Origin of the sequence: Streptococcus sp. HMSC10A01 (assembly GCF_001807785.1) — a bacterium.
Lineage (GTDB): Bacteria > Bacillota > Bacilli > Lactobacillales > Streptococcaceae > Streptococcus > Streptococcus gordonii.
In genome coordinates this window covers 72086-93479 of sequence record NZ_KV790962.1, presented here as the reverse complement: position 1 = coordinate 93479, position 21394 = coordinate 72086, and the positions used below count along the sequence as shown (strand labels likewise).

Genomic DNA, 21394 nt, shown 5'->3' with positions numbered 1-21394 from the left:
TCACACCTCCTCTAATTTCTTTCTAACGACCATGGGCAAAATTCCTCCGTTTTCGTAGTAACGGATATCCGCCTCTGCATCAAAACGCAGCCGAGCTTGAAAAGCTATTTCTTCAGCACCTTTTCGAGCTACCACATCAACCAGCTGGCCAACTTGCGGGTTCTGTGGCAGATTAATGTCGAAAGTCTCCTTGCCTGTTAAGCCTAGACTAGCCGCATTTTCACCCTCTAGATACTGCAGAGGAAGAATCCCCATCATGACCAGATTGGACCGGTGGATACGCTCAAAACTCTCTGCCAGCACCACCTTGACACCCAAAAGATTAGCTCCCTTAGCTGCCCAATCACGACTGGACCCCATACCATAGTCTTTACCAGCTAGGACAATGGTGTCAATTTGCTCTTCCTTGTAGCGCATGGCCGCCTCATAAATGGATAACAACTCTCCTTTATAATCTGTGTAACCACCAATCTTTCCATCTGCCAGTTCATTTTTAATCCGAATATTGGCAAAAGTCCCCCGCATCATGACCTCGTGATTACCCCGACGGCTACCATAGGAATTAAACTCTTGGTAATCCACTCCGTGTTCTAGCAAATAGGAAGCTGCTGGGCTGTTTCTGGCAATATTTCCTGCTGGGGAGATATGGTCTGTCGTGACCGTATCCCCAAATTTTGCCAGCACTGCAAGATTTTTCAGTGGCTGAATAGCTAAATCATCCGCTAAACCATCAAAGTAAGGTGGATTTTGAATATAGGTAGAAGCCTGATTCCACTGATAATTTTGAGAAGAGGCTGTCGGAATCTGATTCCATTTTTCATTGTCATCAAACACATGGGCATATTCTTTTTCAAAAAGCTGGCGTGTCACATATTTTTGAACATAGTCTGCAACCAAGTCGTGCTCTGGCATCAAATCCATCAAATAAACAGGCTGCCCTTTTTGATCATAACCTAGTGGCTCGCTGGTCAGATCGACATTGGTATTTCCAGCCAGAGCATAGGCAACTACCAAGGGCGGACTAGCTAGGAAATTGGCCTTGACCAGTGGATTGATCCGTCCTTCAAAATTCCGATTCCCTGAAAGAACAGCACTAGCCAGCAAGTCAGTATCCGTAATCGCTTGAGCCACTTCCGGTCGAAGATTTCCTGAATTTCCAATACAAGTAGTGCAGCCATAGCCGACCACATTGAAACCAAGCTGATCCAGATAGGTCTGAAGACCACTCTTCTTGAGATAGCCTGTGACCACCTTGCTGCCCGGAGCTAATGAAGTCTTGACAGTCTTTGAAACGCGTAAGCCTTTTTCTACTGCTTTCTTGGCTAAAAGCCCTGCCGCCATCAGGACATAGGGATTAGATGTATTGGTACAGCTAGTAATGGCAGCGATAGCCACATGGCCCGTCTTAATCTTCTCCTCATGATCAGAAAATTGAACCACTGCTGACTTTTCTAGCTCGCTCTCATCTAGACCAAAGCCTCGGACCCCCGCTTCTCTGACTAGACTAGCTTGAAACTCCTCTTTAGCAGCTGTTAATTCAATCAAATCTTGGGGCCGCTTGGGCCCTGAGATGCTCGGCACAATGCTGGACAAATCAATTTCGACTACCTTGGTATAAATTGGCTCAACCTTTTCATCATAGAAAAGGTAATTTTTTTGAGCATAGAGACGGGTCAGCTCAATATGATCTTCTGACCGATTGGTCAGACGCATGTAATTGAGCGTTTCCTCATCTATCGGAAAATAACCACAGGTAGCTCCGTATTCTGGCGCCATATTGGCCACTGTAGCCCGGTCAGCCAGACTTAGATTAGACAAGCCAGGCCCAAAGAACTCGACAAATTTACCAACAACATTTTCCTGCCGCAAAATTTGCGTGACCTTTAAAGCCAAATCTGTCGCTGTCGCAATCTTAGGCAGCTTTCCCAAGAGACGAACACCAATCACCTCAGGAACTGGGAAATAAGAAGCCTCACCTAACATGGCAGCCTCAGCCTCAATCCCACCAACACCCCAGCCCAGAACACCAATACCATTGATCATAGTCGTATGACTGTCCGTCCCAAACATACTATCTGGATAGAGTTGCCCATCCTTTTCAATGATGACATCACTGAGAAATTCGATATTGACCTGATGGATTATCCCAGTAGCAGGGGGAACTGCTCGATAATTATCAAACGATTTTTCTGCCCACTTGAGAAATTCGTAACGCTCATTATTGCGGAGAAACTCTTGGTTCATATTGGCCTCCAGAGCTGTGTCACAGCCATAAAAGTCCACCTGAACACTGTGGTCAATGACTAAATCAACCGGAATCTCTGGATTAATTTGATCGGCCTGACCTCCCTGGCCAACAATAGCATCACGCATACTGGCCAAATCCACCACGACAGGGACACCTGTAAAATCCTGGAGAATGACTCGACTAGGCTTAAAAGGAACTTCTCCGCTTGGTGATTTAGCTTGATAATGCACCAAAGAATTAATGTTATCTTTTTTAACGTCTATACCATCTTCCTTACGAAGGACACTTTCGAATAATATGCGTATAGAATAAGGAAGTTTTTTTATATCTCCTCCTAGCAAAGCCGAGGCTTTCTTCAAATCTATATATCGGTATACATTACCTTTGTAATTTAAATCGCTTAGGTATTCTGCCATATTTCTACCCCTCACTTATTTTAAATTGTTTTATATTATACTTTATTATGTAATTTTATGCAATAAGATTTCTTGACAATACGTTATATTTTCTAACATAGAAATACAGTTTTTTAAACAAAGACAAACTGTACTAATTATTTTCTTTAGCAATCAAGAAAAAAACAAGCACCATCCCGGTGCTTGTTATAGAAAAATAATTTGATTTCAGAAATTTACTTCTTATTAGCCAACCATTTTAGCAGCTTGGTCAAAAGTCCCCAAATGACTAGACTAATGATAACAATATAAATCCAGGCATTCTTATCATTAGACAATGGCAAAGGAACATTCATACCAAAGAAACCAGTGATAACTGCAAGTACTGCCAAAAGAACTGAAATAATAGTCAGGACAGTCAAATTGTCATTCAGATTGTTGTTCAGGATATTATTGTAGGAGCCAGAGAGCTGACTGAGAACTTGAGCAATCAGATCAGTCATCGAAACGAGCTGACGAGCCTCAATCATTGCATCCTCAAACTGTTCAGTTTCTAAATCGTCAAAACGGCGGTAAATACCATGGCTTTTGATATGCTCTAGAAGCATGCGGTTCTGCTTAGCCGCAGCAACTAAATAGACCATTGAGGTTTCCAAGTCTGACAGGGCAAACAAATGCTTTTTAGTAGTTGTCTGGCGCAGAAGAGTATTAATTTCATCCTTACGCTTGTCCATCCGCTCAACGACTGGATAGTAAGAATTGGAGATCAACTCCAGACTCGCAAAGAGAAATTTATAGACCGATACTGGCTCATGGCGCTCAGTATAGGCCTTCATCATATCAACAACATAGGCATTGTCCTGATTACTGATAGTAATGAGCCTCCCCTCCTGAGCCACAAAGGTCATCGGAATCGTCTCATAATGTTCCTTATCTGTCGCTAGATTAAGGACATTGTAGATAAAGACAACTGTACCATTCTCGCGATTATAGTCCATGTGAGCCCGTTCATTTTTATCCAGAGCATACTCAATGGTTTCTTTGTCAATTTCATAATCTTGATAGATCTGCGCAGTCTGCTTAACATCATCAGAATCAATATTAATCCAGACATCCTGACCTTTTAGTTTTCTTTCCAGAAACATGAAACTCCTTTCTTAACATCTAGAATGATTTTTAAGAACAAGTGCCTAACTCCCTAAACTGTTCTTGCATTCAAATATGCTATGTCAAAACAACTTCCTTGCTCAGTACGATTGATAAAGTGGCTAGTTTGCCTATCTTATCTATTACGATATAAATTGTTATGAATTAAAATTACCCTAAAAAGTTGATTAGTGAAGCGGCTAGTCAGAGCCCAGTAGAATTTAGTGCTAGTCATTTTTATTTTGCTCTCTAATCGAAAGAACAGTTGCCATTACTATAATAATTATTCTACAAGCATAAGATATATTTTGATTACCACCTACCGCTAATTGTGAGAAAACATTTATTACCGAATGTGTCATCACACATATCCACAAACTGTTTGTCTTTATAAATAATGCGGATAAAATAAAGCAATTAGTCAACAATCCAAGCAAAAATCCCAATGCCTGTACCTGCGGCAATGTGCCTTCAATGTAGAAATAAGAAAAATGCCATATTCCCCATGGAACAAAAGTAAATATAGTTGAACTAATATAACTATGGCGTTCCATCATAATTGGTTGAAAAACATATCTCCACCCTACTTCTTCAATTCCACCAAAAAGGATTGCTTTAAGAAATAAGATAATAGGAATATACCACGTATTAAACGCTAATTCCCCATCAAATGCAACATAGCAAAAATCCAAAAACAAGAACACAATAGCAAATAAATAACTGCCCCTGTTTTGCTTTATAGCGAAAAAATCCTTTAATATTTTCTTCGTACTGTACTTTTTGTATCTAACTGCAATAATAGTTCCCCATAGAGCAGTGGAAAGGCCACCTATGCCAATAGCAAGCATTCCCATTGGCGTCCTATAATCTACAACCATTCCCAAATGACGCAATACAAAAACTATAATAGATATAAGCCATATTTGACCTAGGGTCCCTAATAAATAAAGGAAGATCGCTTTTTTTCGACTCATAAATTTCCCCTAAATTTTAATTTACCCATTTCTATCTTTTAACTGATTTAATTGCAATATAGGTTTTAATATTCAGTTCATGAAGCCTACCAGAGCCATTCGTATCTTCATATATATCAAGTAAAGTGAACCCTGCCTTCAACTGTCCACCTATCTGCTCTGTTATATTGTAAGATAATTGCATTTCTGCATTTTCTTTAATCATATATTCTTTAGCTGCCTTGTCTTTTAATGGATTAAAAGGCATTTTCCATATAATTTCTTTTCCCTCATTATCCACAATATAGTTGACTTTATTAATTATATTCCTTCTATTAATTACAACATGAAATCAAACAAATAGAGTCAAATTACTCGACAAAATTAGTAAGATAGCTAGACAATCACCATAGCGATTGCCATCAACTGACTAGCAACTTTTGATTCAGATTCAGTCAATGAATCAGTCTAAATCAGGCAAACAATGCGTTACGACACGGAGTTTGGCAAATCGATTTTATTTGCCAAACGCAGTTAGTAAGGTACTTAGCCATGGTCCCATAGGACATGGCGTAGATTGCTTAGATTACTATATAGCCAAGCAATCTTAGTACGCTACATCTTCTCTTCCAATTTGACATCCGGATACTTGTCCGCAAACCAGCGCAGGGCAAAGTCGTTTTCAAAGAGGAAGACTGGCTGGTCAAAGCGGTCTTTGGCTAGGATGTTTCGACTAGATGACATACGCTCGTCCAGGTCATCTGGAGAAATCCAGCGAACAGTCTTTTTGCCCATTGGTGTCATGACAACCTCAGCATTGTACTCGCCTTCCATCCGGTGCTTAAAGACTTCAAACTGGAGTTGACCAACAGCACCCAGCATGTACTCGCCCGTCTGGTAATTGGTATAAAGCTGAATTGCTCCTTCTTGCACCAATTGCTCAATCCCCTTGTGGAAGGATTTTTGCTTCATGACGTTCTTAGCAGAAACTTTCATAAAAATCTCTGGTGTAAAGGTTGGCAGTGGTTCAAATTCAAACTTGTTTTTTCCAACCGTCAAGGTGTCTCCAACCTGATAAGTACCGGTATCGTAAACCCCGATAATATCACCTGCCACGGCATTAGTGACATTTTCACGGCTTTCAGCCATAAACTGGGTGACATTTGAAAGTTTGGCTCCCTTACCAGTGCGAGGCAGATTGACACTCATACCGCGCTCAAATTCACCCGATACGATCCGAACAAAGGCGATACGGTCACGGTGGCGGGGGTCCATGTTGGCTTGGATTTTAAAGACAAAACCTGAGAAATCCTTGTCATAAGGATCGACAATTTCGCCATCTGTTTTCTTGTGACCATGTGGTTCTGGAGCAAACTTAAGGAAAGTCTCAAGGAAGGTTTGCACCCCAAAGTTGGTCAAAGCTGAGCCGAAGAAGACCGGTGTCAGCTCACCTGAAAGGATAGCTTCCTCAGAAAACTCATTACCTGCTTCATTTAGAAGTTCAATATCCTCTTTCACTTGCTCGTAGAAAGGATTGCTACCAAAAAGCTCATCCCCATCTTCTAGACTAGCAAAACGCTCATCACCTTTATAAAGTTCCAAGCGTTGGTTATAGAGGTCATACAAGCCTTCAAAGGCTTTCCCCATCCCGATTGGCCAGTTCATAGGGTAGCTCGCAATGCCCAAGACTTCTTCCAGTTCTTGCAAGAGGTCCAGTGGCTCACGTCCATCACGATCCAGCTTGTTCATAAAGGTAAAGACTGGAATGCCACGGTGTTTAACAACCTCGAACAATTTCTTGGTTTGGGCCTCGATACCCTTGGCAGAGTCCACGACCATGACCGCAGCATCCACCGCCATCAAGGTACGATAGGTATCTTCTGAGAAGTCCTCGTGCCCTGGTGTATCTAGGATGTTGACGCGTTTTCCGTCGTAGTCAAACTGCATAACAGATGAAGTAACCGAAATCCCACGTTGTTTCTCGATATCCATCCAGTCAGACTTGGCAAAAGTCCCTGTTTTCTTCCCTTTTACAGTACCAGCCTCACGAATCTCTCCCCCAAAATAGAGCAACTGCTCAGTGATGGTTGTCTTACCTGCGTCCGGGTGGGAGATGATGGCAAAGGTACGGCGTTTCTTGATTTCTTCTTGTAAATTCATTTTCTTCTCTTTCTCTCATTTTAGGATAATGGTGAATGTTCATTTTTCTTCTATTTTACATCGGAATGGCCCAATCCTTTCAACCTACCTATTATAGCGGATTTAAGCCTTTTTTTCAATTATCTAGAAAAGATAAAAAATCGCCCTTTCGAGCGATTCTATCCATTTTGTCAATAAAATTTCCTTTAAAACCTGACAATGAAACTACTAAAGAGGAAAATTGCAAAGAGTAAGATTAAACCCAGTAAATAGAGCAGGCGTTTTTTCTGGTTTCCAGTTCTTCTTTTTCTTCGATTGTCATGATAAAACAGCTTTGTTCCGTTTTAAGAGATAGAGGATAAAATCTTCTATCTTCATTTCACTCTTTTCCTGCCTAAAATCTATTTTTTTGACATTGACTTACATCATGGACAAATCATGTAAAAAAATTTTCTCATTCCGTGATTTTATCTCAAAGTATATTACAACCAAATACAATGTAAAGAGAGGGAACCTTTCCGATTCCCCCTCAATGATATTTATTATTAAAGCAAGTTTTAAATCGCGTTTTTATCTAATCCCATTTTACGTTGAACAAACTTAACAATTTCTACAATGATAATCATAGAGAAGCTACCCAAGAGAACAAACGCCCATTGTGATAAGTCAAGCTTGGTTACATGGAAGATGCTTTCTAATGGATCGATAACAATCGTTGCTGCTAGTAAAATGAAGGATACCAAGATTGACCAGTTAAAGGTTTTAGATTTGAATGGACCAACTGTCAAAATAGACTGGTAAACAGATTTCACATTATAAGCATGGAAGAGCTGAATCAATCCAAGAGTTGCAAAGGCCATTGTAAGCGCATCTGCGTGAATAGCTGTATGATCTCCCGCATGAACTGGATTCGCAATGGCATAACCATAAACAGACAGAACCAATGCTCCTTGTAAGACACCTTGATAAATGATAGAACTCAAGACACCACCTGAGAAGAAACTTGACTTACGTCCACGCGGTTTATGGGTCATAACACCTGGTTCAGCTGGCTCAACACCAAGAGCGATAGCTGGGAAGGTATCTGTTACCAAGTTAATCCAAAGCAAGTGAACTGGCTGCAAGACATCCCATCCAAAGAGGGTTGCCAAGAAAATTGTCAGGACTTCAGCTGTATTGGCAGAAAGAAGGTATTGAATAGTCTTTTGAATATTAGAGAAGACCTTACGTCCTTCCTCTACGGCAACGATAATAGTAGCAAAGTTATCGTCAGCTAGGATCATGTCAGAAGCACCCTTAGATACCTCTGTACCGGTAATCCCCATACCGATACCAATATCCGCTGTCTTCAGAGCAGGAGCGTCGTTGACACCATCACCTGTCATAGCAACAACCTTACCTTGATTTTGCCAAGCTTTGACGATACGAACCTTGTGTTCTGGAGATACACGCGCATAAACAGAGTATTGGCCAACTACTTTTTCGAATTCTTCATCTGAAAGTTCGTTGAGCTCAGCACCTGTCAATACATGGTCTTCCGAGTCATTTTCATCAATGATTCCCAAACGTTTGGCAATCGCTTCAGCTGTATCTTGGTGGTCACCAGTGATCATAATTGGGCGAATACCAGCTTCCTTGGCTACTCGAACAGCTTCTGCTGCCTCTGGACGCTCAGGGTCAATCATCCCAATCAAACCAGTAAAGATCAAGTTGTTTTCAAGCTCTTCAGAAGTGAGGTTTTCTGGAATGCTATCAATAATCTTGTAGGCACCTGCAAGGACACGCAGGGCTTGGTGAGCCATTTCTGAGTTATTTGATTTAATCAGATGCGATGTAGCATCATCAATTTCTGCAATATCTCCAGACTTATCACGAGAAACACAACGTTTCAAGAGTTGATCAGGAGCTCCCTTAACTGCCACGAGGAATTTGCCATCTGGCAATGGATGGACAGTAGACATGAGCTTACGATCAGAGTCAAATGGCAACTCAGCCACACGAGGATATTTCTCTAAGAAGGCCTTCACATCATAGCCCTTGTCCAGAGCATATTGGATAAAAGCTGTTTCTGTTGGGTCACCAATTAGCTTCCCTTCCTGGTCAATCTTGGTATCATTGGCCAAAACAACTGAACGAAGAAGAGGCATATCCAAGCCCAGTTCAATCTCATCAGCTGAGTCATGTAGAACTGCATCGTAGAAGACTTTTTCAACCGTCATCTTATTCATAGTAAGAGTACCAGTCTTATCAGAAGCAATAATTTCTGTTGAACCAAGTGTTTCTACTGCTGGTAGCTTACGTACAATCGAATTTCGCTTAGCTAGAACTTGAGTACCGAGGGCAAGAACGATGGTTACGATAGCAGGAAGCCCTTCAGGAATGGCTGCAACAGCAAGCGCAACAGACGTCATCAATTCACCCAGTGGATTTTTCCCTTGAATGAAGACACCGACTACAAAAGTCACCGCAGCGATCACCAAGATAGCGTAGGTCAAAACTTTAGAAAGATTATTTAGATTTTGTTTGAGTGGAGTATCAGTCTCATCGGCGTTTTGTAGCATACCTGCGATATGACCGACTTCAGTATACATACCAGTGTTTACGACCACACCAATCCCGCGTCCATAAGTGACATTAGAGTTTTGGAAGGCCATATTGACACGATCACCGATACCAGCATCTTCAGCAAGCTCTACAGACAAGTCTTTTTCAACAGGAACAGATTCACCTGTCAGAGCAGCTTCCTCGATTTTAAGAGAGTTGGCTTCAAAGAGTCGTAAATCCGCAGGAACAACATCTCCAGCTTCTAAAATGACAATATCTCCAGGAACCAGTTCTTTTGAATCCACTTCAGCTACATGTCCATCACGCAGAACACGCGCTGCCGGACTAGACATTGACTTGAGAGCCTCAATAGCTTCCTCAGCCTTACCTTCTTGGTAGACACCAAAGGCAGCGTTGATGATAACAACGGCTAAGATAATGATGGCATCTGCAATATCTTCTCCACCAGATGTAACAACTGAAAGGACAGCCGCTACTAGCAAGATAATAATCATTAAATCCTTGAACTGCTCAATAAATTTTACGAGGAGAGATTTCTTTTCACCCTCATCCAATTCATTGCGACCATATTCAGATAAGCGTTTTGCAGCCTCACTGCTGGTCAATCCCTCTTTTGAAGTTTCCATCTCTTGCAAGACTAAGTCTTGGTCCTGAGTATAGAAAGCTTGACGTTTCTGTTCTTTAGACAAATTGTCTCCTCCTTTTTATGGGGTCTCTTTAAAATAGAAAAAGAGACCTGTTTATTAAACAAGTCTCGCTATTTCATACAAGGCCGGAAATTGCTTTCGTATTGACGACCATGTAACGGTTATTCCGTTAGCTACTCCCTTGAGTTGTTTATCATTGTATCAAAATTTATCTTTTTTCGCAAGAAAATTTTCTAGCTTCTTTGAAAAAATTTCACATTTTTTACAACCAAGAAATTTCCATCTGGTACTCAGCAAATAATCGTTCTCCATCAGGTGTTTTAAGCTGGTAATCCAGAAAAATGATTTGCTTATCTAAATCCAGATGATATCGTTGGGTATCCGTCATCAAGGTCTGCATCCCCATAGGAGTAGGCACCCCAACCAAGGCTCTGTCATCTTTGATGAACCGCATCAGAGTTTTAGGATTAGAAAAGCGGGTCATGGTCAATTCCGTATCATGAAATTTAAGGACTACTTTCTCGTCTTCCTCATTTTTAAATAGTAAGTAATGATGGTTACCTTTTTGACTCCATTTAGCATCGTAAATTTGATCAATTAATTCTGTCTGACCATCTAATTGAATCTGGTTTTTCATCCGAATCTTCATAAGTTTTATCTCTCAATCTAGTCTTTTTCCTCTCTATTTTAACAAATTTTATCGGTTTTTTCTTCTTCTACTCTCTACAAAGCCATTTGTGTTATAATAGAAGCATGATTGAAAAAGTATTTCGTGATCCAGTTCACACCTATATCCATGTGGACCACCAAGTTATCTACGACCTAATTAATACTAAAGAATTTCAACGACTACGCCGCATCAAGCAACTGGGAACATCTGGTTACACTTTCCATGGTGGTGAGCATAGCCGTTTTTCGCATTGTCTGGGGGCCTATGAAATCGCCCGACGGATTACCAAAATCTTCGATGAGAAATATCTTCAAACCTGGGACAATCATGAGTCCCTTTTGGTAATGGTCACTGCTCTTCTACACGATGTAGGACACGGAGCCTACTCTCATAGCTTTGAGCGTTTATTTGATACCGATCATGAAGAAATCACACGCCAGATTATCACAAGTCCTGAAACCGAAATTAATCGTGTATTGACTCAGGTTTCACCAGATTTTCCTGAAAAAGTGGCCAGTGTCATCAACCATACCTATCCTAACAAGCAAGTGGTTCAGCTGATTTCCAGTCAGATTGATGTGGACCGGATGGACTATCTCTTACGAGACTCCTTTTATACTGGTGCTTCCTATGGTCAATTTGACTTGACCAGAATTCTACGGGTCATACGACCAGTTGAAAACGGGATTGCCTTTCAACGTAATGGTATGCATGCCGTAGAGGATTATGTAGTCAGTCGTTATCAGATGTACATGCAGGTTTATTTCCATCCAGCTAGTCGAGCCATGGAAGTTTTGTTGCAAAATCTATTAAAAAGAGCTAAATTCCTTTACGAAGATCAGAAGGATTTCTTCAAATTGACTTCGCCAAATTTACTACCTTTCTTTGAAAAAAGATTTAGTTTGCAAGACTATTTAGCTTTGGACGATGGAGTCATGAACACCTACTTCCAAAGCTGGATGACCAGTCCTGACACCATCTTATCTGACCTTGCTCAGCGATATGTCAACCGAAAAGTTTTCAAGTCTATGATTTTCTCTGAGGAAAATGAAAAACATTTGGATGTCCTACGCCAGCTTGTCAAACAAGTTGGTTTTGAACCAGATTACTACACTGCTATTCACCGTAATTTTGACCTTCCATATGATTTTTATCGTCCAGACGTTGAAAAGCCACGTACTCAGATTGAAATCATTCAAAAAGACGGTAGTTTAGCTGAACTGTCTAGCCTTTCCCCAATTGTCCAGTCTCTTACGGGTACACGTCAAGGGGACAACCGTTTCTATTTTCCTAAAGAAATGTTGACAGATGCTGGTTTGTTCAATGAAAATAGCCAAGCTTTTCTAAGCTATATGAAAAACGATACTTTTATTTACGGAGAATAAGATGTCCATTAAACTAGTCGCCATCGATATTGATGGCACCTTGTTAAACAGCAAAAAAGAAATCACACCAGAAGTCTTTTCTGCTATCCAGGATGCCAAAGCTGCTGGAGTCAAAATTGTCATTGCAACCGGTCGTCCTATTGCTGGCGTTCAAAAACTCCTCGAGGAACTAGAGCTTAATCAGCCAGATAACTATGTCGTTACCTTCAACGGCGGACTGGTGCAGGATACTGTTACAGGTCAAGAATTAATCAAAGAAACACTGACCTATGACGACTATCTGGATATCGAACTGCTTGGACGAAAATTAGGTGTCCACATGCATGCCATCACCAAGGACGGCATTTATACAGCCAATCGCAACATCGGCAAGTACACTGTTTACGAGTCCAATCTGGTCAGCATGCCTATCTTCTACCGTACACCTGAAGAAATGGCCAATAAAGAAATCGTTAAGTGCATGTATATTGATGAACCGGAAATTCTAGATGCGGCCATTGCCAAGTTGCCACCGGAATTAGCCAAAAAATATACACTGGTTAAATCAGCTCCTTTCTATCTGGAAATTGTCAAAAAGACTGTCAATAAAGGGGCTGCTGTTCTCCATCTGGCTGAAAAACTTGGCTTAAGCAAGGAGCAGACTATGGCTATCGGTGATGAAGAAAACGACCGCGCCATGCTAGAAGCGGTTGGCTCTCCTGTTGTCATGGAAAACGGCAAGGAAGAACTCAAGAAAATCGCCAAATATATCACCAAATCAAACGACGAATCCGGCGTAGCATACGCCATTAGAGAGTGGGTTTTAAAATAATGTTTAGTTACAAAATTGGAATTTCAGCTCAGGAACACGACGATTTTGTCACGGCTCATCCCCAGGCCAATCTCCTGCAGAGTTCAGCCTGGGCTCAGATCAAGGATAACTGGGCAAATGCACGCTTGGGCTTCTATAAAGACGACCACTTGGTTGCTGCAGCCAGTGTCCTGATTAAACCACTGCCCTTGGGGATGACCATGCTTTATATCCCGCGCGGCCCCATCATGGACTATGGTGACAAGGAGCTGCTGACCTTTGTTTTGGCGTCGCTCAAGAAATTTGCCAAGGAGAAAAAAGCGCTCTTTGTCAAGTTTGACCCCAGTCTCTTTCTGGCAGAAAGCAAGATGGGCGGCGAATTGCAAGACAAAGCCGAGACAGTTAAGCGGATTCAAGAGCTTCAACAAGCTGGAGCTGTCTGGGTCGGACGGACTGAGTCTCTGGACGAAACCATCCAGCCTCGCTTGCAGGCCAATATCCATAAAGAAGATTTCAGCGAGGAGCTGCTTTCTAAAAGTACTCGCCAGGCTATTCGTACAGCCCGAAACAAAGGCATCCAAATCCAATTTGGTGGAGCTGAATTACTGGATGACTTTTCAGGCCTGATGAAGAAAACGGAAAATAGAAAAAATATCCACCTGCGTGGCAAAGACTATTATCAAAAACTCTTGGATACTTATCCTGACAACTCCTACATCACCTTGTCCAGTATTGATCTAAAGGCACGATTGGAAGACTTGCAGGCTCAGCTAACCAAGATACTTAAAGAAGCAGAGAAATTTACCGAGAAAACCAAGCCTGGCAAGTTTGAGAATAACCAGCAAGAACAGAAACGCCTCCAAGAAGAGATTGACTTTCTGCAGGGCAAAATCAGCCAAGGTGCTACTGTCGTTCCCCTGTCTGGCACCCTGGTCTTGGAATACGGTAAAACATCTGAAAATATCTATGCTGGAATGGACGAGGAATACCGTCGTTACCAGCCAGCCATCATCACTTGGTATGAAACAGCCAAACATGCTTTTGAGCGTGGAGCTGATTGGCAAAATATGGGCGGCATCGAAAACGACCTCAAGGGCGGTCTCTACAGCTTTAAATCCAAGTTCAATCCGACCATTGAGGAATTCGCTGGTGAGTTCAACCTGCCAACTAATCCTCTTTACCACCTCTCCAATCTGGCCTACACTATCAGAAAGAAACTGCGCAGCAAGCATTAACAGAAAGGAAGCCTATGACCTTTAAACTTCTCAGCCAAGAAGAATTCATCCAGCATACCTCAGCTAGCTCCCAACGCTCTTTTATGCAGACCGTGGAAATGGCAGAGCTGCTGAGCAAGCGGGGCTTCAGTACCCAATATGTCGGCTACACTAACCCGCAGGGACAGGTCGTGGTGTCAGCTGTCCTCTACAGTATGCCGATGACTGGCGGCCTTCATATGGAAATCAACTGCGGTCCTGTCTCTACCAACGCTCAATACCTGACCCCCTTCTATCAAGCTTTGCAAGCCTATGCTAAAAAAGAAGGTGCCCTAGAGCTCATCATCAAACCCTATGAGACTTACCAGACTTTTGACAGCAATGGCCAACCCACATCTGAAGAAAAAGCCGAGCTTATCCAGCAACTGACTGACTTAGGCTTTGCCTTTGATGGCTTACAGACAGGCTATCCAGGCGGGGAGCCTGATTGGCATTATGTCAAAGACCTAGCTGGTCTGACGGAGAAAGACTTGCTCAAGTCCTTCAGTAAAAACGGCAAGGCGACCGTCAAAAAGGCTAACACCTTTGGTATCAAGCTAACAAGGCTGGAACGTGGCCAACTCAGCATTTTTAAAGACATCACATCTGCTACTTCTGACCGACGGGAATATGATGACAAGCCACTAGACTACTATCAAGATTTTTATGATAGCTTTGGTCAGCAGGCGGACTTTATGGTAGCCAGCCTTAACTTCAAGGACTATCTTCAGAACTTACAAAAAGATCAAGAGAAACTGGGCCAGAAAATCCAGAAATTACAGGCTGATTTGGAAAAAAATCCTCAATCTGAAAAGAAGCAAAACCAGCTACGAGAGCTTTCCAGCCAGTTTGATAGCTTTGAAACCCGCAAAGCAGAGGCTCAAGATCTGATTGATAAGTACGGCGACCAAGGCCAAGTTCTGGCTGCAAGCCTCTTTATCTATACTCCTCAGGAAGCAACCTATCTCTTCAGCGGCTCCTATCCTGAGTTTAACAAATTCTACGCCCCTGCCCTGCTGCAGGAATACGTTATGACTGAGAGCATCAAGAGAGGCATTCCATTTTATAATTTCCTCGGCATTATGGGAATTTTCGATGGTTCTGACGGTGTTCTGCGCTTCAAACAAAACTTCAACGGCTTCATAGTTCGAAAAATGGGAACTTTCCGTTATTATCCTAACCCTCTTAAATTTAAAATCATTCAGCTCATAAAGAAAATTTTAAGACGTTAAGATGCGTAAATCTAAAATATACAAAAGGACCGGGAACATGATTCCCAGTCCTTTTGTATATTTTATAAGGCTTTCGCTTCTGTATGAACGATGCTATCCACATGAATCTGATTGTCTTCAAATTTTTTCTTGAGCGCTTCTAAATCCACCTTGCCATCAATTTGAACTTCAATGACAACTTTACCATCTTTTCTCGGTATATTAACTGTATTTGAAATGTTCAGGTTTTCTTCCACCAATAAGCGAACAATATGTTCCAAAACACCGACTTCATCTTCAGTAACAAAGCGCGCTCGAACTCCTTCTTCTCCGTAACCAGATACTTCTAAAAAGGCTTTAAAGATATCTCGATCCGTTATCACACCATAAACTTGCTCATTGTCCACGACTGGAAGAATGCCGACTTTATTTTTCAACATCAGGTAAATCGCATCTTCTAGACTGGCATATTGGGATACCGTGATGACCTTTCGAATCATGACATCCTTAATCTTTGTTTTGTTGAGGAGGTAGTTCATCTCATAAATGGATAGACTAGTTGCTTTAGATGGGCTAGCTTCAGCAATTGTCCCTTCTGTCACAAGACCAACCAATTTATCATTTTCAATAACTGGCAATCTGTGCAAACCTTGCTCTCGCATAATATCTGCTGCGTGAGCAACCGTCGTATCAGGACTAATATAAACGACTTTGCGTGTCATAAAATCTTTTACTGCCATAAGAGTCTCTCCTCTATTTTTTCTTTCTTTTATTATACTGTTTTTTTTTCGCAATTTCAAACGCTTTCATCATTTTTCTTACTTTTTCAAAATTAAGAAAAATCCAGCTATTGGCAAAATTGGAAGAACCTCAATGAAAAACTACTGGAGAATTACTCAAGTTTCTAAAAATTATCTGGCTTAAGCTTAAGACTCATTCTATTCAAAATCACATTTTTAAATATAAATAATCTTATAATCAATCTATCCGCCCTAATATATAAGAGTATTCTTCAAAACTTTGTGATTTCTCCTGCTTATTCAAATTAAATTAATAAAAAGCAGAATAGGAAAGATCTACTGTCATTTCTATCCTAACAACCAAAATCTTCAACCTGAAACAATTCGCCGAATAATCTGACGAAAACTTGGTTTTCTTTATCTGCAACTTAAAAAGGTCCAATGGACCTTTTTAAAATGTTAAGTTACTTCCGTAACTTTCTAGCAACAACCTAAAAATGTCTCCCAGACTGTTTGAAGAAAACTCGCTGTTGCGAGTTCCCATCTGCAACCTAAAAATGTCTCCCAGACATTTTTAGCCACCTAGATATGCTTTGCGGACTTCGTCTGAAGCGAGGAGTTCTTGTCCTGTTCCGGAAAGAACAATTTTACCAGTCTCAAGAACGTAGCCACGATTTGCAATCGAAAGTGCTTTATTGGCATTTTGCTCAATAAGGAGAACCGTTGTCCCTTGTTTTTGGATATCTTGAATGATGTCAAAAATTTCTTGAATGAAAATAGGTGCCAATCCCATAGAAGGCTCATCCAAAAGAAGTAGTTTAGGAGTAGACATCAAGGCTCGTCCCATCGCTAACATCTGCTGCTCACCACCCGAAAGGGTTGCAGCATCTTGGTTTTTACGCTCTTCTAAGCGCGGGAAACGAGAAAAGACCTTCTTCAAGTTGGCTTGATTTTCTTCTCGGTTTGTTTTTAGGAAGGCTCCCATTTCTAGATTCTCCATAACTGTCAAACCTGGAAAGACATGACGGCCTTCTGGAACCTGAGAAAGACCAGCTGCTACGATTTTCTGAGCTGGGACTTTCTGGATTTCGTTTCCTAAAAATTCAATTTTACCAGCACTTGGACGAACCAAACCAGAAATCGTCCGAAGGATAGTCGTTTTACCAGCACCATTAGCACCAATCAAAGAAACAACTTCTCCTTCATTGACCTCAAAGCTGACATCACGGACAGCCTGAATCATGCCATAGTGGACTGATAAATTCTCAACTTTTAACATAGTCATCAGGCTTCACCTCCTAGATATGCTTCAATAACTCGTTCGTTGCTCTTGATTTCATCAGGTGTACCATGAGCAATCAAACGACCATATTCCAATACATAGATTCGTTCAGTAACTTCCATAACCAAGCTCATATCATGCTCAATCAACATAATGGTAATGTTGAATTCATTTTTTATACGACGGATCAACTCAGTCAATTCTGCTGTTTCTTGTGGGTTCATACCAGCAGCCGGCTCATCCAAAAAGAGAATCTTTGGCTCCGTTGCCAAAGCCCGAACGATTTCCAAGCGACGTTGTTGACCATAAGCTAAGTTCTTGGCCAAAGTCTCAGCTTCCTTATCCAAGTCAAAAATCTTCAGCAAATCCAAAGCCTTATTTTTCAAGTCTTCTTCATTTTTATAGAAAGCTGGTAGGCGGAAGAAGGATGCAAAAGTATGCGGCTTGTGGTGATTCCCAAAAGCAATCAAGACATTATCTAAAACAGTTAAATCTTTAAAGAGACGGATGTTTTGGAATGTACGTCCAAGTCCGAGCGATGCAATTTTATATGGAGCTTTACCGTTTAGCAAGTGACCATCTAAGGTTACTGTTCCTTCACTTGGCTCGTATACCCCCGTCAATAAATTAAAGAGGGTTGTTTTACCAGCACCATTCGGACCGATAAGTCCAACTAATTCACCTTCATTAAGCTCTAAAGTCACATCACCAACAGCTGTCAGACCACCAAAATGTTTCGTTAAATTTTTTACATCAAGAAGTGCCATTATTCTTTGACCTCCTTATCTTTTTTTAAAAAGCGCGACAATTGCAGCTCCCAAGTACCTAGAAGTCCACCTGGACGGAAGATCATAACTAAGATAAGAGCGAGTGAATAGATAATCATTCGAATGCTTGAGAACTCTTGCAAGAGCATGTTCAAGACACCTAACACAATTGCTGCGATAATTGTTCCAGTCATAGATCCTAAACCACCAAATACTACAATGATTAGGACATTAATTGTATTGGTAAAAGAGTAATCCTTAGGCACAACTGCTCCAATAAAACCAGCCTTCAAAGCACCTGCAATTGATGCTGTTACCGCCCCAAAGACAAAGGCAACAACTTTGGCCTTAGTTGTGTTAACACCCACAGACTCTGCCGCAATCTCATCTTCACGGACAGACAAGGTTTTACGACCTAGAGGACTCCGTAAGAAGTTCAATGTGAACAAAGTCGTAATAACAGCAAAGAAATAAACCATCTGCCAGCTAGTAAAGCCAGGAATACTTAGAATACCAGCAGCACCATTAGTAACTTCTCCACCATTCACAATCAAGATACGAATAATTTCAGATACCCCAAGAGTTGCAATGGCCAAGTAATCTCCTTTTAGTCGAAGCGTAGGAATCCCAACTCCCAAGGCAACAAGACCTGCAATGAATGCCCCTAGTATCATAGCAGCAAAAAAGGCAGGATAGGTTGGAGATTTTGTTCCAATGATTGCAACCGCATAGGCACCAATAGCCATGAAACCAGCATGACCTAGAGAAAATTGCCCTGAGAATCCAACAATTAGGTTGAGACCAACAGCTAGAATAATGTTAATACCGATTTCTTCTAAGATTTGCAAATGGAAGGCGTTCAGTATTCCTCCACCAGCTAAAACCGTAATTAAGAGGTAGCCAGCAAGAATCAAAGCAAGCCAGAGAACATTTACTTTTAGATTTTGCTTCATATCTTACACCTTCTCTTTCACGTTTTTCCCAAGGATTCCCGCAGGACGAATTAACAAAATAATAATCAAAATACCATAGACAATCGCATCACGGAAATCTGACATACCAAAGGCTGTTGCAAAGGTTTCTAAAAGACCAATAACAAAACCACCCAAGGCAGCCCCTGGAATAATTCCGATACCACCCAAAACAGCAGCAACAAAGGACTTAATACCTGGAGTCATCCCCATTAAAGGTTCTAATGAGTTATAGTAAAGAGCGATAAGGACACCTGCTGCTCCTGCTAGTGCAGAACCCAATGCAAAGGTGAAACTAATGGTCCTGTTGACATTAATCCCCATTAATTGAGCAGCATCACTATCTACCGAAACTGCCCTCATGGCTTTCCCCATCTTGGTCTTTTGTACAATAAATTGCAAAGCCAACATCAAGAAAATAGAAATCCCTAAAATCATCAACTGAATATTTGAGACTGTAATAGGTCCTAAGTTAAAACGAACAGTTGGAATTACCTGAGGGAATGGTAAGGTACTTGCACCAACAAAATAAACCATGAGATATTCCAAAAGGAAGGAAACCCCAATTGCTGTAATTAAGGCAGCAATACGAGTCGAATTTCGTAATGGGCGATAAGCCAGAAATTCAATGACAACCCCTAAAATAGCTGTTCCAATCATAGCCACAATTAGAGCTAAAAAGAAATTTAATTTCAATGAATTGATGAGGAAATACCCCATAAAAGCACCCATCATATAAATATCACCATGGGCAAAATTGATGAGCTTAATAATACCATAGACCATGGTGTAACCTAAGGCTAGCAGTGCATAGACACTTCCTAGAATTAAACCATTGACAAGCTGTTGGAGCATAAGACACCACACTTTCTAATATAATAAAATCGGGCAAGAGACAAACTCAATCCTAGAAATTGAATTCATCACCTCACCCGCAGAAAGGAACTGTATTCTGATTTAAATACAATTCCTTTTCCTTCTTTTGTAAGATTCTAGAAATTCAGTTGAATTGCTTAGTTTGGTTTTACTGTTTCCACAGTATCAACTTTACCATCTTTCAAGCCAATCATCAAGGCTGACTTAACTGGGTTATGATTTTTATCCATCGTGATAGAACCAGTCACCCCTTCGAAGTCTTTCAACTTAGCAAGGTTTTCTTTGATATCAACTGAGTTTTTCGCACCCTTAGAAGCTTCTGCTACCATATAAACAGAGTCATAAGCAAGAGCAGAGAACATTGATGGTTCTTCATTATACTTCGCTTTATATGCTTCCAAGAATTTCTTGGCTTTAGCTGTCATATCTCCGCTAGTTGAGTAGCCAGATACGTAGTAAACATTAGTTGCAGCTGCTGGAGTTGCTTGTGAGATAAATTCTTCACTGTTAAATCCATCTCCACCAACAATTGGTTTGTCAATTCCGATACCACGAGCTTGGTTTACGATTTTACCAGCTTCAGTGTAGTAACCTGGAACAACTAGGGCATCAAAGTCTTTACCTTTGAATTTAGTTAAAGCTGCTTGGAAGTCAGTATCTTTTGACGCAAATGTTTCAGTTGCAACGATTTCTCCCTTGTACTCTTCTTGGAAAGCCTTGGCAATTCCTTTTGCATAGTCACTTGAGTTATCGTAGTAAAGAACAACTTTTTTAGCTTTCAAATTGTCTGTGACATATTTGCTAAGAATTTTTCCTTGGAAACTATCGATGAAAGTTGCACGGAACAAGTAGTCTTGACCTTTTGTCAAATCATCCTGAGTACCACTTGGAGTAACCAAAGGAACAGAAGCTTTGGCAGCATTTGTAATCGCTGCACCAGTACCACCTGAAGTCGCAGGGCCAATGATGGCATTTACCTTAGCCTGGGTCACCAAGTTTGTAGAAACTGTAGAAGCTTCACTCAACTCAGATTTATTATCCTTATCTGTAACTTCAATTTGTTTGCCGTCTACTCCACCAGCTTTATTGATTTCATCAACAGCTAACTTAGCAGCTTTTTGTTCAGCAGTTCCATAGGAAGCAACGTCACCAGTTTCTTCGAAGTTGAAACCAATTTTAAGTGTCTTGCCAATCTCAGTTCCTGAAGCAGAGCCAGAATTTCCTGTTGTAGAAACCTCTCCACAGGCTGCTAGCAATGCAACACTTGCAAGACTAACCAAAGTTAATGCAAATTTTTTCTTCATCAAAATGTTCTCCTTTATGAGTATTCAAAACTATATAGTAAGAATATACCGA

The 21394-nt window shown here is 41.0% G+C and carries 17 protein-coding genes; 4 read left to right on the top strand and 13 right to left on the bottom strand.

Annotation, left to right across the window (positions count from 1 at the left end; translation table 11 throughout):
- The 7 genes from acnA to HMPREF3108_RS01115 all read right to left on the bottom strand — a co-directional run bounded on the left by acnA (position 1) and on the right by HMPREF3108_RS01115 (position 10742).
- Complete coding sequence (gene acnA / locus HMPREF3108_RS01150) at positions 1-2664, bottom strand: aconitate hydratase AcnA (RefSeq protein ID WP_061598437.1); 2664 nt, start codon at positions 2662-2664, stop codon at positions 1-3.
- 215 nt (positions 2665-2879) lie between these two features.
- Positions 2880-3788: a magnesium transporter CorA family protein gene (locus HMPREF3108_RS01145; RefSeq protein ID WP_008809540.1), complete on the bottom strand. Its 909-nt coding sequence runs from the start codon at positions 3786-3788 to the stop codon at positions 2880-2882.
- Between the two features lie 228 nt (positions 3789-4016).
- Positions 4017-4763 (bottom strand): CPBP family intramembrane glutamic endopeptidase, encoded by a 747-nt coding sequence (locus HMPREF3108_RS01140; RefSeq protein WP_008809541.1) that lies wholly within the window; start codon positions 4761-4763, stop codon positions 4017-4019.
- Between the two features lie 31 nt (positions 4764-4794).
- Positions 4795-5043 (bottom strand): methyltransferase, encoded by a 249-nt coding sequence (locus tag HMPREF3108_RS01135; protein WP_083277163.1) that lies wholly within the window; start codon positions 5041-5043, stop codon positions 4795-4797.
- A gap of 314 nt (positions 5044-5357) precedes the next feature.
- Entirely contained in the window at positions 5358-6902 is a 1545-nt protein-coding gene (locus HMPREF3108_RS01130; RefSeq protein ID WP_061603122.1) for a peptide chain release factor 3, read from the bottom strand.
- A gap of 536 nt (positions 6903-7438) precedes the next feature.
- Complete coding sequence (locus tag HMPREF3108_RS01120; protein ID WP_070492925.1) at positions 7439-10135, bottom strand: cation-translocating P-type ATPase; 2697 nt, start codon at positions 10133-10135, stop codon at positions 7439-7441.
- Between the two features lie 220 nt (positions 10136-10355).
- Entirely contained in the window at positions 10356-10742 is a 387-nt protein-coding gene (locus tag HMPREF3108_RS01115) for a YwiB family protein (protein ID WP_048777528.1), read from the bottom strand.
- Positions 10743-10846: 104 nt separating this feature from the next.
- Between HMPREF3108_RS01115 and HMPREF3108_RS01110 the strand changes: the two genes are divergently transcribed.
- From HMPREF3108_RS01110 to HMPREF3108_RS01095, 4 genes are read left to right on the top strand one after another with little or no spacing between them, the layout of a single operon-like run.
- Entirely contained in the window at positions 10847-12148 is a 1302-nt protein-coding gene (locus tag HMPREF3108_RS01110; protein WP_045503982.1) for an HD domain-containing protein, read from the top strand.
- Position 12149: 1 nt separating this feature from the next.
- The gene (gene yidA / locus HMPREF3108_RS01105; protein WP_070492922.1) at positions 12150-12959 is read left to right on the top strand and encodes a sugar-phosphatase; all 810 of its coding nucleotides are present in this window, start codon (positions 12150-12152) and stop codon (positions 12957-12959) included.
- Entirely contained in the window at positions 12959-14173 is a 1215-nt protein-coding gene (locus tag HMPREF3108_RS01100; protein WP_070492920.1) for an aminoacyltransferase, read from the top strand. The genes yidA and HMPREF3108_RS01100 overlap by 1 nt, the downstream gene beginning before the upstream one ends.
- 14 nt (positions 14174-14187) lie before the next feature.
- Entirely contained in the window at positions 14188-15423 is a 1236-nt protein-coding gene (locus tag HMPREF3108_RS01095; protein ID WP_048777532.1) for an aminoacyltransferase, read from the top strand.
- A 62-nt stretch (positions 15424-15485) separates the two neighbouring features.
- Here HMPREF3108_RS01095 and HMPREF3108_RS01090 read toward each other — a convergent pair whose 3' ends face one another.
- The 6 genes from HMPREF3108_RS01090 to HMPREF3108_RS01065 form a co-directional block, all read right to left on the bottom strand.
- The gene (locus HMPREF3108_RS01090) at positions 15486-16142 is read right to left on the bottom strand and encodes a CBS domain-containing protein (RefSeq protein WP_008809552.1); all 657 of its coding nucleotides are present in this window, start codon (positions 16140-16142) and stop codon (positions 15486-15488) included.
- A 574-nt stretch (positions 16143-16716) separates the two neighbouring features.
- Complete coding sequence (locus tag HMPREF3108_RS01085) at positions 16717-17427, bottom strand: ABC transporter ATP-binding protein (protein WP_008809553.1); 711 nt, start codon at positions 17425-17427, stop codon at positions 16717-16719.
- Entirely contained in the window at positions 17427-18191 is a 765-nt protein-coding gene (locus HMPREF3108_RS01080) for an ABC transporter ATP-binding protein (RefSeq protein WP_008809554.1), read from the bottom strand. Before HMPREF3108_RS01080 ends, HMPREF3108_RS01085 begins: the two co-directional genes overlap by 1 nt.
- The gene (locus HMPREF3108_RS01075; protein WP_045503996.1) at positions 18191-19144 is read right to left on the bottom strand and encodes a branched-chain amino acid ABC transporter permease; all 954 of its coding nucleotides are present in this window, start codon (positions 19142-19144) and stop codon (positions 18191-18193) included. The genes HMPREF3108_RS01080 and HMPREF3108_RS01075 overlap by 1 nt, the downstream gene beginning before the upstream one ends.
- A gap of 3 nt (positions 19145-19147) precedes the next feature.
- The gene (locus HMPREF3108_RS01070; protein WP_008809556.1) at positions 19148-20017 is read right to left on the bottom strand and encodes a branched-chain amino acid ABC transporter permease; all 870 of its coding nucleotides are present in this window, start codon (positions 20015-20017) and stop codon (positions 19148-19150) included.
- A 158-nt stretch (positions 20018-20175) separates the two neighbouring features.
- On the bottom strand, positions 20176-21342 hold the full coding sequence (locus HMPREF3108_RS01065; protein WP_060554125.1) for an ABC transporter substrate-binding protein: 1167 nt from the start codon (positions 21340-21342) through the stop codon (positions 20176-20178).
- Positions 21343-21394 lie beyond the last annotated feature (52 nt).

Coding starts and splice junctions, on each gene's coding strand:
- HMPREF3108_RS01130 (WP_061603122.1), bottom strand. CDS start 6,902: ATGAATTTACAAGAAGAAATCAAGAAACGCCGTACCTTTGCCATCATC.
- HMPREF3108_RS01085 (WP_008809553.1), bottom strand. CDS start 17,427: ATGACTATGTTAAAAGTTGAGAATTTATCAGTCCACTATGGCATGATT.
- HMPREF3108_RS01090 (WP_008809552.1), bottom strand. CDS start 16,142: ATGGCAGTAAAAGATTTTATGACACGCAAAGTCGTTTATATTAGTCCT.
- HMPREF3108_RS01070 (WP_008809556.1), bottom strand. CDS start 20,017: ATGCTCCAACAGCTTGTCAATGGTTTAATTCTAGGAAGTGTCTATGCA.
- HMPREF3108_RS01095 (WP_048777532.1), top strand. CDS start 14,188: ATGACCTTTAAACTTCTCAGCCAAGAAGAATTCATCCAGCATACCTCA.
- yidA (WP_070492922.1), top strand. CDS start 12,150: ATGTCCATTAAACTAGTCGCCATCGATATTGATGGCACCTTGTTAAAC.
- HMPREF3108_RS01100 (WP_070492920.1), top strand. CDS start 12,959: ATGTTTAGTTACAAAATTGGAATTTCAGCTCAGGAACACGACGATTTT.
- HMPREF3108_RS01065 (WP_060554125.1), bottom strand. CDS start 21,342: ATGAAGAAAAAATTTGCATTAACTTTGGTTAGTCTTGCAAGTGTTGCA.
- HMPREF3108_RS01075 (WP_045503996.1), bottom strand. CDS start 19,144: ATGAAGCAAAATCTAAAAGTAAATGTTCTCTGGCTTGCTTTGATTCTT.
- HMPREF3108_RS01110 (WP_045503982.1), top strand. CDS start 10,847: ATGATTGAAAAAGTATTTCGTGATCCAGTTCACACCTATATCCATGTG.
- HMPREF3108_RS01140 (WP_008809541.1), bottom strand. CDS start 4,763: ATGAGTCGAAAAAAAGCGATCTTCCTTTATTTATTAGGGACCCTAGGT.
- HMPREF3108_RS01145 (WP_008809540.1), bottom strand. CDS start 3,788: ATGTTTCTGGAAAGAAAACTAAAAGGTCAGGATGTCTGGATTAATATT.
- acnA (WP_061598437.1), bottom strand. CDS start 2,664: ATGGCAGAATACCTAAGCGATTTAAATTACAAAGGTAATGTATACCGA.
- HMPREF3108_RS01080 (WP_008809554.1), bottom strand. CDS start 18,191: ATGGCACTTCTTGATGTAAAAAATTTAACGAAACATTTTGGTGGTCTG.
- HMPREF3108_RS01115 (WP_048777528.1), bottom strand. CDS start 10,742: ATGAAGATTCGGATGAAAAACCAGATTCAATTAGATGGTCAGACAGAA.